Raw genomic sequence first — 12,308 nt, 5'->3', positions numbered from 1 at the left:
TTAGGCACTTAGTCTCGGCTTTAGCGAACATCTCAGGCTGGTTGCGGGCGCTCACTGCTTGAGAGCGAATTAGTATCGCCGCCGGTAACCGGAGCTACCAGCGGCGATCATTGTCGAGTTGGAACGCGTTAGTCGTCGGTGATTCCCAGTTCGATGCTCTTACCGGGGATCGAGTCGATTAGGTTGCGCGTGTAGTCGGTGCGCGGGTTGTCGAAGATCGAGTCCGTGTCACCGGTTTCAACTACCTTGCCGTGTTGCATTACCACCACGTCATCAGCAATCTGACGGACAACCGCGAGGTCGTGGGTGATGAACAGGTAAGACAGCTCCATTTCGGCTTGGATGTCGTTTAGCAGGTGCAGGATTTGGTCTTGCACCAGCACGTCCAGCGCAGACACGGCCTCGTCAAGCACAAGGACGTGCGGGCGTAGCGCAAGTGCACGAGCAATGGCTACACGCTGGCGTTGACCGCCGGACAGCTCGTTGGGGTAGCGCCTCATCGCGGAGCGAGGGAGGGCAACCATGTCGAGCAGTTGGGCAACGCGCTCCTCGCGCTCCTTCTTGGTCCCCCAGTTGTGTACGCGCATGGGTTCTTCAACCGCGCGGTAAATGGAGTACATGGGGTCCAGGGAGCCGTACGGGTTTTGGAACACCACCTGAAGGTTGCGGCGCATAGCGAAGCGTTCCTTCTTAGAAAGCTCAGAAACGTTTTCGCCCTCAAAAATGACGTCACCAGAATCTTGCTCTAGCAAGCCCAGAATGATGTTTGCCGCAGTGGACTTACCAGAACCGGATTCGCCTACAACACCTAGCGTTGTTCCCTTGCGTAGCGTGAATGACACGTCGTCAAGCGCCTTGAAGGTCTGTCCGCGCTTACCGCGAATCGGGAAGGTCTTCACCAGGTTCTTAACTTCAACCGCAGCTTCCGTTGAGGTCGCGCCCTTACCTGCGCCCAGCAGTTCTTCTTCGGTCACCTGAATGCCAGCCTGGTGCGCGGTCATGATACGCGCGGTAGTTAGCGAGGGAGCAGCGGCAACCAGCCTCTTGGTGTAAGGGTGCTGCGGACGTTGCAGGATCTGCATGGCGGGCCCGGATTCCACAATGCGGCCGCGGTGCATAACAACGAGGTGTTCAGCGCGTTCAACGGCCAGGCCGAGGTCGTGCGTAATGAACAGCATTGCGGTGCCAAGTTCGTGGGTGAGCGACTCCATGTGGTCCAGGATGAGCCGCTGCACGGTCACGTCAAGGGCCGAGGTCGGCTCATCCGCGATGAGTAGCTCGGGACGAGCGGCCAGGCCGATAGCGATGAGGGCGCGTTGGCGCATGCCGCCAGAGAACTCGTGCGGATACTGTTTCGCAACGCGTTCGGTGTCGGGCAACCCGGCTTCAGCGAGGAGTTCATTGACTCGCTGGTGCATTTGCGAGCCTTTAACCACGTTGTTGGCTTTGAGGGCTTCACGAACTTGGAAGCCGATTTTCCAAACGGGGTTGAGGTTCGACATGGGGTCTTGCGGAACAAGGCCGATGTGGCGTCCGCGAATGCGTTCCATCTCTTTACGGCTCTTAGTGGTGAGTTCTTCACCGCGGAATTTGATGGAGCCGCCCACGATCTTGCCGGTGCCGGGCAGGAGGTTGATGATGGCATGCGCGGTAGTGGATTTACCGGAGCCTGATTCTCCTACGATGGCAACGGACTGGCCAGGGTAGATGGTGAGGTTGGCTTTCCGCACTGCGGGAACCATGCCCGTGGAAGATTGGAAGGCGACCTCGAGGTCTTTGATTTCGAGCAGGGGCTCGACGTCAGTGTTCATCTCGTTTTCCACTTCGTTTACCTCTCTCGTGACTTCGGGTCGAGAGCGTCGCGTACCACGTCACCCATCATGATGAAGCTGAGCACGGTCAGGGCGAGAGCGCCTGCGGGGTAGAACAGCACGGATGGCTGGGTACGGAGCGCAACCTGCGCCTTGTTGATGTCGCCGCCCCACGAGACGATGTCTGGTGGTAGGCCAACGCCCAGGAATGAGAGGGTTGCTTCGGCCACGATGAACGTGCCGAGCGCTACGGTTGCATAAACGATGATGGGTGCCGCAGAGTTCGGCAGGATGTGGCGCATGAGGATGGTCCACTTGGACTCGCCAAGAGCCTTGGCTGCAGACACATATTCTTCGTTCTTGACGCTCATAACCGCGCCGCGCGTGATGCGCGCAATTTGTGGCCATCCAAAGATTGCGAGGACGAGCACCACGGTCCAAGTTGCACGGTAGGAGCGGAACATCTGCATAACCACGATTGCAGCAAGTAGGAACGGAATGGCGAACACGACGTCGGTGATGCGCGAAAGTAGCGAGTCGAGCCAGCCGCCAAAGTAGCCGGCCAGAGAACCGAATGCTGCGCCCATGATGGTCACGGCAATCGTGGTAAATACACCTACGGTTACAGATGCGCGAGCGCCGTAGACAGTGCGCGCGTAGATGTCACAGCCTTGCCTGTCGAAACCGAATGGGTGGCCGCCGGATGGGGCCTCCATAGAACGCGAGAGTTCGCAGAAGTTCGGGTCCATTGAGGTGAACAGGCTGGGGAATGCGGCCAGCAGCAGAGCCACAGCAATGATTGCGGCTGAAATCCAGAATAGGGGGCGTTTGCGCAGGTTCTTCCAGGCTTCACCCCACATAGACGAGGGCGCAGAGTCATCTGCTACGGCGTCAACGGCCCCCAGGCCGGTTTCGTCTACGTCAGAGACGAAGTGTTCTTGGCCTTTTCGGTAGGTAGTTTGATTACTCATAGCGAATCCTCGGATCCAGAGCTGCGTATAGCAGGTCTACTAGCAGGTTGGCGATGATGTAGACGATCACAAGGACGGTCGTGAATGACACGACGGTTGCGGGTTCGCCCTTGATGATGGCCTGGTACATGTTGCCGCCTACGCCGTTGATGGCGAAGATACCTTCGGTGACGATTGCGCCGCCCATGAGGGCTCCGAGGTCGGCGCCTAGGAATGTTGCAACTGGAATAAGCGAGTTGCGTAGCACGTGGTTTTGAATCACCTTGCCGCGGGAGAGGCCCTTGGCGTATGCGGTGCGCACGTGGTCGGATGACATGGTTTCGGATACGGACTGCCTGGTTAGGCGAAGTACGTAAGCGAAGGACACGGCACCGAGCACGATTGCTGGCATTAGGAGGGCTTCAAACGTGGTGTTTCCACCAACCGTTGTTGGCGCCCACCCGAGTTTCACACCTATGAGGAACTGGAGGACGAAGCCGATAACGAACGTGGGCACTGCGATGACAAATAGGGAGACCACGAGAACGGTGCCATCGAAGATGCCGCCGCGACGCATGCCAGCGATGAGGCCAAAGCCAATGCCAAAAATTGCTTCAAATGCGAGTGCCATTAGGGCGAGTTTGATGGTTACGGGGAATGCGCCTGCCATCACGTCGGTGACTTCACGGCCAGAGAATGTGGTGCCGAAGTCGAGTGTGAAAATACCTTTTAGATAAAGCAGGTATTGGACGAGGAATGGCTTGTCGAGGTTGTAGCGCGCCCTCATTTGTTCCGCCACTGCCGGTGGTAGGCCGCGGTCGCCACCGAGAGCCTGGATTGGGTCACCGGGCATGAGGAACACTAATGCGTAGATAAGCAGCGTTGCGCCTATGAAGACGGGTATTAGCTGCAGGAGTCTACGTCCGATATATCGGATCATTGTGGTCTCCTTGGGTAACTGCTTACGCAGTTTTTATTTATTAGTTGTGAGTTTATGGTCTCACAGTTGCGAGCCCCGCACTCACAGGAGCGAGGCTCGGAGGGAAACCCCTCCGAGCCTACGCTACCTTATATTCGGGTAATCACTTGGTGATCTGGTAGTAAAGCGGGACGGAGTTCCATCCAAACTGTACGTTGCTTACAGCTTCGGTCGAACCGCCGGTCACGTTGGAGTACCAGAGCGGGATTGCCGGTAGCTCCTTGAAGAGGACCGTCTGAGCCTTTAGGTAAAGCTCGTTGGACTCTTCAACCGACTTGGCGCCAGCTGCCTGCTTGAGGAAGCCGTCGAATTCTGCCGAGGAGTAGTCGCCGTCATTCGAGCCAGCACCCGTGGCGTACAGCGGGGCGAGGAAGTTACCAAGACCCGGGTAGTCGGCCTGCCAGCCGGTACGGAACGCGGTCTCGATCTTGCGGTTGGTTACCTCGTCACGTAGCGACTTGAAGTCGGGGTACGGGGCGCCCTTCGCGTCGATGCCGAGCACGTTCTTGATGGAGTTCATGGTTGCGTCTACCCATGCCTGGTGGCCACCGTCAGCGTTGTAAGCGAGTTCGAAGGAGCCTTCCCACGGGGAGATTTCGTCAGCCTTGGCCCACAGTTCCTTAGCCTTCTCCGGATCGAAGTTCAGAACCTCGTTGCCTTCAACGCTCTCGTTGTAACCGTCGATTACTGGCGAGGTGTAGTCGTGTGCCGGGCTACGGGTGCCCTGGAAGATGGTGTCGGTGATCTCCTCGCGGTTGATTGCCATGGAGATTGCCTGACGACGCAGGACGCCTTCTTCACCGCCGAAGTGCGGGAGGCGCTCCGGGATGGTGAAGGACTGGAAGATAGCGGACGGCTGGTTTACAGCGCGGTCACCAAGTTCGCTTTCGAAGCTGGAGAATGCCGAGTCGGGCACTGCGTCAAGGACGTCCAGGTTTCCACCAAGGAGGTCGTTGTAAGCCGCGTCCTGCTGGGCGTAGAACTTGATCTCAACGCCACCGTTCTGGGCCTTGCGCGGACCGTCGTACTTCGGGTTCGGCTTCAGCATGATCGACTCGTTGTGCTTCCAGTCGTCACCGGACTCTAGCAGGTAGGGGCCGTTACCAACCGGAGCTGCGCCGAATGCTGCAACCGCGTCGGCGTCGCCAATACCTGCTTCAGGAAGCGGGTAGAACGCGGAGTAGCCCAGGCGGAGCGGGAAGTCAGCTTCAGGCTGGGAAAGCTCAACGGTGAACGTCTGGTCGTCAACAACCTTTAGACCCTCGAGGCCGGCAAAGTCAGCAGGAGCCTCGCCGCCCTCCGGGTAGCCTTTGATGGGCTCGAAGAAGTAGGAGGAAAGGTGCGACTGCGCTACACCCTGATTCCAAGCGTCAACGAACGACTTAGCGGTAACGGGAGAACCATCAGAGAAGGTCTCGCCTTCCTTAATCTTGATCGTGAAGTTCTGAGAATCTTCAGTCTCGATCGATTCGGCGAGGTCGTTCTGCGCGGCGCCGTCTGCATCGTAGTAGACGAGGCCTGCGTAGATCAGGTCAACAATCTTGCCGCCACCGGTTTCGTTGGTGTTGGTCGGGATGAGCGGGTTCTGCGGTTCGGAGCCGTTTGCTACAACAACACCGCCACCGGACTCACCCTCGGGCGCGTTCGCGCCGCCGTCACCGGAACCGCCGGAGCAGGCGGTCAGCGCAAGTGCCGCCACCGCAAAGGGGGCGACTAGGCGCAAGTATGAACGTTTCATTTTTCCTCCGTAAAGTCGGATAACGATGAAGGGCGAAATGTCGCGCTTCATTTGCGTTGAACTTTAGCAGGATGCGGTTTTTTGAAATCTGAGCGTTCTAAGTCTGAGACGCTTTATTGTTAGCATTTCGAAACCAAAAGGACACTTTTGCGCTGTATGTAGGGGATTGTAATTTTTGCCGGCTGTAGATTTTTGTGACGTACGCTTACTATTTCGAAATTCTCGTTCCAGATAGCGAGACGCTTCAAATGCTTGTGTTCTGGCTATTTTCTTTAGGATAGAAGCATGAAGGGAAGAAAATCCGGGTTCTCAAGCGAAGAACTGGCAGGTCGCGTAGCGGCGTTGCCGGTAATAACGTTCCCAGAGGAACTTCCCGTGTCGGCCAGGCGCGAAGATATTGCACAGGCCATTGAGAATCACCAGGTAGTGATTGTTTCGGGCGAGACCGGCTCGGGTAAAACCACCCAGCTTCCCAAAATTTGCCTGCAACTCGGCCGTGGCATTAGAGGAATGATTGGACACACCCAGCCGCGCAGGTTGGCAGCTCGAACAGTTGCAGACCGGATCGCTGATGAGCTGGACACTAAAGTGGGCAAGCGGCCCGGTGACGTGGTTGGTTACCAGGTGCGTTTCACGGACGAAGTTGGCCCCACCACCCTCGTAAAGCTGATGACGGACGGCATTTTGCTGGCCGAGGTGCAAAATGACCCGAACCTGGATAAGTACGACACCATAATCATTGACGAGGCGCACGAGCGTTCTCTAAACATCGACTTCCTGATTGGCTACCTGACGCGACTGTTGCCAAAGCGACCAGACTTGAAGGTAATCATCACGTCCGCAACGATCGATTCGAACAGGTTTGCAGATCATTTTGCAAAAGCACTGGGAAAGCCGGTTCCGGTTGTGGAAGTTTCGGGACGTACCTACCCCGTGGAAATCCGGTATCGCCCGTTAGAGCAGTCCGATCCTCCCTCGAATACTGAGGCTACGGACGACGCCCCGGTGTCAGTTAAGGGCTTAGTTTTAGAGGACGCGGATGCGCCGCTCGCCCTCCTCGGATACGGCATGGGTGAAGACATCGATTACCTAACGGGCATATGTGAAGCCGTTGAGGAGCTCATCGATGAGGGGCCGGGTGACATCCTCGTGTTCTTGCCCGGCGAGCGCGATATTCGCGACGCTACGCACGCGCTCTCAGATTCGCTGGGCCCGCGCTATATTCACGCCGGTGATGCGACGGACAAGAGTCCGGCTAACGGGGTGGAAGTGCTCCCCCTATATTCGCGCCTTTCAGCCCCGGAGCAGCAGCGCATTTTCAAGCCGCACCCGCGGAGGCGAGTTGTGCTGGCCACCAACGTTGCGGAAACATCGCTGACCGTGCCGGGAATCCGCTATGTGGTGGACCCGGGTTTGGCCCGCATTTCGAGGTATTCGAACCGCACTAAAGTGCAGCGTCTGCCCATCGAACCAGTGTCGCAGGCGTCTGCAAACCAACGTTCGGGCCGATGCGGGCGCGTGAGCGATGGCGTGGCGATTCGCCTTTACTCGCAAGCAGATTTCGAGGCGCGGTCGCGCTACACAGAACCCGAGATTCTGCGCACATCGTTAGCTTCCGTTATTTTGCAGATGATTTCGCTAGGGCTCGGCGCGGTAGAGGACTTCCCGTTCCTGGATGCACCGGCCTCTAAGGCCGTGCGTGATGGTGTCGGTCTGCTAGAAGAAATTGGAGCGGTAACCAGGCGTTCCCCTCGTGATCCCCTGCGACTCACTCGTGTTGGACGCCAGTTGGCTCGCCTGCCTATCGACCCGCGCCTGGGGCGCATGCTGATCGAAGCGGATCGAGAGGGCGTGGCCTCGGAAGTTTTGATTATTGTGGCCGCGCTATCCATGCAGGATGTCCGCGAGCGCCCGGAGCAGTTCAAAGAGGATGCGGATAGGGCGCATGAGCGCTTCTTAGATCCGGAGTCTGATTTCATCACCTACCTGTCGCTCTGGCGATATTTGCGTTTGCAGTCGCGTGAACTTTCGGGCACTCAGTTTAGAAAGATGTGCAAGCGCGAGTTCCTGCACTTCTTGCGGTGGCGTGAGTGGCAGGACGTCGCTGGCCAGTTGCGCGATCTGGCGCGTCCCCTCGGTTTGAAGGTGGACGCGCTCCAGATTCCGTCACGCAAAGAGGTTCGCGATCAAGAGCGCGAGGGCGGAGCGGTTGATGCTGCGGCGCGCGCAACCACGGCGTTGACCGCGCGTACATCCGGCCGTAACAGCGAACAGATTCACAGGGCCCTGCTGGTTGGTTTGCTATCTAACTTGGGTTCGTGGGATCAGACCAGTCAGGATTATCAGGGGGCGCGTGGAACGCGATTTGTGGTCTGGCCGGGCTCTGGTTTGGCGCGCAAGCACTATGACTGGGTGATGGCTGCGGAGCTGGTAGAGACGTCACGTCTGTTCGCTCGCACGGTCGCGAAGATCCAACCCGAGTGGGTGGAGAAGTCAGCCAAGCGTTTGCTGAAGCATTCGTATTCGCAACCGTACTGGTCCTCCAAGATGGGGGCGGCGATGGTGCGCGAGAAGGTGATGCTGTACGGCCTCACTCTGGTAGCTGATCGGCCCCTGCTACTCGCAAACGTGCCGCATGGAGCGAAGGTGGAGGCGCCAACGAACGCCACCTCGATTGCGGCCCGGGCCGGAGTTACCGGCGGCGAGTTGGGTGGGTCCCCCCAGCAGGTGGCTCGCGAAATGTTTATCCAGCACGCCCTCGTGGATGGTGAGTGGAATGCGCACCATAAGTTTGTGCGCAAGAACAGTGAGCTGCTGGCAAAGATTCACGAGGCAGAAAAGAAGCTGCGCCAGGGCGGCACGGTTTCGGATGATGCGATTTTCGCGTTTTATGACGAGCGAGTGCCGCGTGAGATCGTGTCAGCTGCACATTTTGATGCGTGGTGGCGCCGTCAGCGCGATAAGCGGTTGCTGGAGATGGAGCGCGCGGATGTGCTTCCGGGTGCGCGCGAGGTGGATCAGCGCGGCTATCCGGCTAAGTGGCATCAAGGGGACATCACTTTGCCGCTGCATTATGAGTTCGATCCGGGTTCGCCCCGCGATGGGCTGACGGTTCGCGTGCCTGTGGCGGTGTTGCCGCGTCTGCACGATGCGGGCTTTGAGTGGTTGGTTCCGGGTATGTTGGAAGAGTTGCTCACGGCCACTATCCGCGCTTTGCCTAAGCAGTTGCGCGCCCAGCTTGTGCCCGCGCCCGATGTTGCGCGCGAGCTCGCCACTTGGATCAAGCACAACATTTGGATGTCCGAGGATGCGTCGAGCCCCTCATCTGGGCAGGTAAACTCGGACGAGCGGGTTATCGCTTCGAGTGGGAACTCGTCAGGTTCAGCTGTGTCTGCCGCGAGCTCGCCGGAGTCTGCAGGCGAGGACGAGGTGGACCCTCGTTCGCTTGAAGCTTCGCTTGGAAGGCTTGCCGCCTGGGCTTCAAAGTCGGGCACAGCGAATCAGAAGTCGATTGCGAAGATGAAGCGGGCGTCCGCGCGTTCTTCCTCGCAGTCACAAACGGATCCGGCAGCCAAGCGCAAACCGGTATCCCCCACGGATCAGCAAACGCAGAACCAGCAGTCGGATTTGCCCAAACAGCCGCAGGCCGGCCTCGAAAATCAAGATAAACCGCGAGTGAAGCGGATTCCGGGTACTCAAGCTGGCGAGTTCCTCCCCCACTATTTTGATGCGTTTGTACGCGCTACGGACGCAGTTAAGGGCGTCTATGTTCCACGTGAAACATGGGACGATTTAACGCTACCTTCGCATGTTACGCCCATGTTCGTGGTGGTCAATGCGCAGGGTCGCGAGTTGCGCTCCGGTGAAGATCTGACGTGGTTGCAAAAGCAGTTGAGCGGGCAGTCGCAAAAGGCGGTTCGTTCGGCAATGCGCGAGGCTTTGGATCAGGCGATGAAGGAGTCGGGTGCAAAGTCAGAGCCGTCTAAGCGCACTAAAAAGGCGTTTGCGGGAGTGCAGGCATCCCCGAAGGGGCGCGCGTCGGAAGGTACGGCTACTTCGGGGGATCAACCGACCCCAGGTGTTTTTGCGTCGGTCCCGGAATTGGATGGTTTGTCGGATTGGCCCGTTGTTGAAGGAGGTGCTCTGCCCCTCAGCGTGGATGCGCGCACGCAGGCAGGACTTTCTGTTCGGGCATTCCCGGCGTTGGTGCCGCAGGGGTCAGCGTCTGAGCCGTCCGCTGGCGTGCGAGTTATTGCGGAGCGCACTCAGGCCGATGCCAGCCATAGGGAGGGTCTGGCTCGTCTGGTTCTGGCGCACACGCGTTTGGCAACGGCCCGGGTGTCTACTCGTTGGACGGGCCGGGAGGCACTGATTCTGGCTAGCGGCCCATACCCGGATACGGAAAGCTTGGTGGCGGATGCACAGTTAGCAGCTGTGGCGTCGCTAATTGATGAGTACGAAACTCCTGCGGTGCAGATACGCTCCAAGGCTCAGTTTGAGGCATTGGCCGGGTGGGTGCAGGATCGGATTGAGGATCGCACCTATCTGATTTTGGGTTGGGCCGTGGAGGCGTTCGCCGAGTTTGGCGAGCTTGACCGCGCGGTTCGTTCGGTGTCTTCGCCGGCGATGGTCAGGGTGCTGGCGGATGTGCGCGAACATTCGAATAGCTTGGTGTTTGAAGGGTTCTTAACGCGCGTACCTTTTGAGTGGTTGCAGCACGTGGCGCGGTTTGTGAAGGCTGACCGTTTGCGGGTAGAGAAGACTTCGCAGTCCGCGAGCGTACTTGCACGCGATGAGGGGCTGTGGCGCTCCGTTAAGGATGTGGAGGCTGCATTGGTGTCTGCCCGGGCGGCACTTCCAGTTCACGAGGTGACCCGAGCTGCGCAGTTGGATGAGGCCCTGTGGCTGGTGGAGGAGCTTCGCGTGTCCCTGTTCGCTCAGGAACTTGGCACCTCACGAAAGGTGTCACTGAAGCGCCTGTACGCCATGTTGCGCGCGTGAAGTCCCTCGCGGCCCAAAAGGACAACTACTTACGCGTTTGTTTCTGATGCCTCGCGCGCGTACTCCACGATGTAGTCGGCAACGGATTCGATGACGTCGAGGGTGTCCTCAAAGTCTTGTTGGGTGCCGTACCAGGGGTCAGGAACGTCAAGTTCTCGCCTGCGCGCGCCGGCAAGCGCCGGGTCCATTGCGCGAAACATGCGCAAATCAGTTGAACGCTGGTCCCCCACCTGCGGGTTTTCGATCACGTCAATGTGGGTGTGTGCGGCCAACCGTTCGACTGCCGCATAGTGGTTTGACGTCATTGCGAGCACGAGGTCACAATCTTTGAGGTCTTGCGCAGTGATCTGCCTGGCGAAGTGATTGGAGATGTCATAGCCAGCGGCTTTTAGAGTGCGCTGGGCTCGGTAATCAATGGGGTTACCGTGTTCCTCGTCAGAAATACCAACCGAGGTAGCTACGGCATCGAGGCCAGCGGCTTTAAAGTGCTGATTTAGCACAACCTCGGCCATGGCGGATCGGCAAATGTTTCCGGTGCAAACAAAAAGTACTCGAAACGTCATAGGGCTCAGCCTATCAACGTAACGACAAAGCGAAAACCGCAGTTGAACGCGTTAGACCGTGAATAAGTGCCGGCATCGAGCAGGGGTAGCGTGCACTAAACCTGGGCTCTTGCACGATCAGTGAGCATTAGCGTCGCGTTGAAGATTCCCTGACTACGAGTTCAAAACCAACTCGTTCCTCACCGCAATCGGTGTTCCCGAGTTCAATCAGTTCCATGAGCGCCTTCACGGATTGCCTCGCAATAGCAACCTTATCCGGACTGATCGCGGTTAGAGATGGAAGAGTATAGGACGCCACGTCCGTGTCATCCCAGCCCGTAACCATCACATCGTCAGGCACATGCGCGCCAATGTCGGCCAATGCACGCACTGAGCCCGCCGCAGCAATGTCATTGAGAGCAATGATCGCGTCTGGTAATTCATGAGTAGTGAGCCAGGACGTTAAGGCACCGTGCGCGTCCTCGTATGTCCACGGAGATTCCACCACACAATCAGGGGTCAGGCTCAGTCCCTTTTCTTCAAGCGCTTTTTCAATACCGCGTCGGCGTTGAGGCCCTGGCCCAATTGTCATCACTGTTTCAGAGGAACCTACAACAACGAACCTTCTCGCCCCGCGCTCCAATAGATGTTCTGTAATCGCCTTGCCGGCTGCTTCCCCATCAACTGCAAAGTGAGGGACGCCAACATCAGAGATCTTCTCACCCAGCAGAACCAGAGGCACGTCAATCTTGGGTAGCTCTTGCCCGGTGAGGACGATCGGGGAATAGATCACTCCATCAACTACGTCTGGTCGGAACCCTTCAAGGGATTTCAGTTCCCGGTCCCGCATGCCTTCGGTCTCGGTGATGAGTAGGGTTAGGTCGTACTTTTGAGCTTCTTTTTGAATGAGGTGTGCTAGTTCCCCAAAATATGGCCAAGAAATGTTTGGTACGGCCAGCGCTATCATGCCGGTACGCCCAGACCGGAGTCTTTGAGCAGCGATATTTGGCCTGTAACCAAGTTCCTGAATGGCGTCCTGCACTTTCTTGCGGGTCTGTTCAGAAACATGCACGTAGTTATTAACAACGTTTGAAACAGTTCTTTGCGAAACGCCGGCAAGCGCCGCAACGTCTTGCATGTTTGGTGGTCGCAAGCCCTAACTCCATCGCCATTTGGAAATAGTGAAACTACAAAATAAGGATCAAATACAAGTTTACAGACAGTGCCCGTGATCCCCATATTGCGATTTACATGTAGGGTGCCCACCGGTTTAAACCGGTGGGCACC

7 protein-coding genes are annotated in these 12,308 nt (G+C 57.7%); 1 reads left to right on the top strand and 6 read right to left on the bottom strand.

All coding sequences use genetic code 11. The features are described 5' to 3' along the window. Nucleotides 1–128: 128 nt before the first annotated feature. From HMPREF2854_RS03555 to HMPREF2854_RS03540, 4 genes are all read right to left on the bottom strand, one after another. Nucleotides 129–1,811, bottom strand: a complete 1,683-nt coding sequence (locus tag HMPREF2854_RS03555; RefSeq protein WP_070619027.1) for a dipeptide ABC transporter ATP-binding protein — start codon at nt 1,809–1,811, stop codon at nt 129–131. 17 nt (nt 1,812–1,828) lie between these two features. Further along, a complete protein-coding gene (locus HMPREF2854_RS03550) occupies nt 1,829–2,782 on the bottom strand; it encodes an ABC transporter permease (RefSeq protein ID WP_070619025.1) in 954 nt (317 codons plus the stop codon). Further along, a complete protein-coding gene (locus HMPREF2854_RS03545; protein ID WP_034508547.1) occupies nt 2,775–3,701 on the bottom strand; it encodes an ABC transporter permease in 927 nt (308 codons plus the stop codon). The genes HMPREF2854_RS03550 and HMPREF2854_RS03545 overlap by 8 nt, the downstream gene beginning before the upstream one ends. A 142-nt stretch (nt 3,702–3,843) precedes the next feature. Beyond that, nucleotides 3,844–5,478 (bottom strand): peptide ABC transporter substrate-binding protein, encoded by a 1,635-nt coding sequence (locus tag HMPREF2854_RS03540; protein ID WP_070619023.1) that lies wholly within the window; start codon nt 5,476–5,478, stop codon nt 3,844–3,846. Between the two features lie 285 nt (nt 5,479–5,763). Here HMPREF2854_RS03540 and hrpA point away from each other — a divergent pair, with 285 nt between their 5' ends. After that, nucleotides 5,764–10,479 carry an ATP-dependent RNA helicase HrpA gene (hrpA, locus tag HMPREF2854_RS03535; RefSeq protein ID WP_070619020.1) on the top strand — a complete coding sequence of 1,572 codons (4,716 nt, stop codon included), beginning with the start codon at nt 5,764–5,766 and terminating at the stop codon, nt 10,477–10,479. Between the two features lie 29 nt (nt 10,480–10,508). Here the strand turns inward: hrpA and HMPREF2854_RS03530 are convergent, their stop codons facing one another. Beyond that, the gene (locus HMPREF2854_RS03530) at nt 10,509–11,042 is read right to left on the bottom strand and encodes a low molecular weight protein-tyrosine-phosphatase (RefSeq protein WP_070619018.1); all 534 of its coding nucleotides are present in this window, start codon (nt 11,040–11,042) and stop codon (nt 10,509–10,511) included. 127 nt (nt 11,043–11,169) lie between these two features. Then, nucleotides 11,170–12,174, bottom strand: a complete 1,005-nt coding sequence (locus HMPREF2854_RS03525) for a LacI family DNA-binding transcriptional regulator (RefSeq protein ID WP_083309359.1) — start codon at nt 12,172–12,174, stop codon at nt 11,170–11,172. Nucleotides 12,175–12,308: the final 134 nt, after the last annotated feature.

It is taken from the genome of Actinomyces sp. HMSC075B09, assembly GCF_001812395.1.
Classification (GTDB): Bacteria; Actinomycetota; Actinomycetes; order Actinomycetales; family Actinomycetaceae; genus Gleimia; species Gleimia europaea.
The sequence above is the reverse complement of the archived record's forward strand: the minus strand, read 5'-3'. Positions and strand labels throughout refer to the sequence as shown.

Coding starts and splice junctions, on each gene's coding strand:
- hrpA (WP_070619020.1), top strand. CDS start 5,764: ATGAAGGGAAGAAAATCCGGGTTCTCAAGCGAAGAACTGGCAGGTCGC.
- HMPREF2854_RS03550 (WP_070619025.1), bottom strand. CDS start 2,782: ATGAGTAATCAAACTACCTACCGAAAAGGCCAAGAACACTTCGTCTCT.
- HMPREF2854_RS03545 (WP_034508547.1), bottom strand. CDS start 3,701: ATGATCCGATATATCGGACGTAGACTCCTGCAGCTAATACCCGTCTTC.
- HMPREF2854_RS03540 (WP_070619023.1), bottom strand. CDS start 5,478: ATGAAACGTTCATACTTGCGCCTAGTCGCCCCCTTTGCGGTGGCGGCA.
- HMPREF2854_RS03555 (WP_070619027.1), bottom strand. CDS start 1,811: ATGAACACTGACGTCGAGCCCCTGCTCGAAATCAAAGACCTCGAGGTC.
- HMPREF2854_RS03530 (WP_070619018.1), bottom strand. CDS start 11,042: ATGACGTTTCGAGTACTTTTTGTTTGCACCGGAAACATTTGCCGATCC.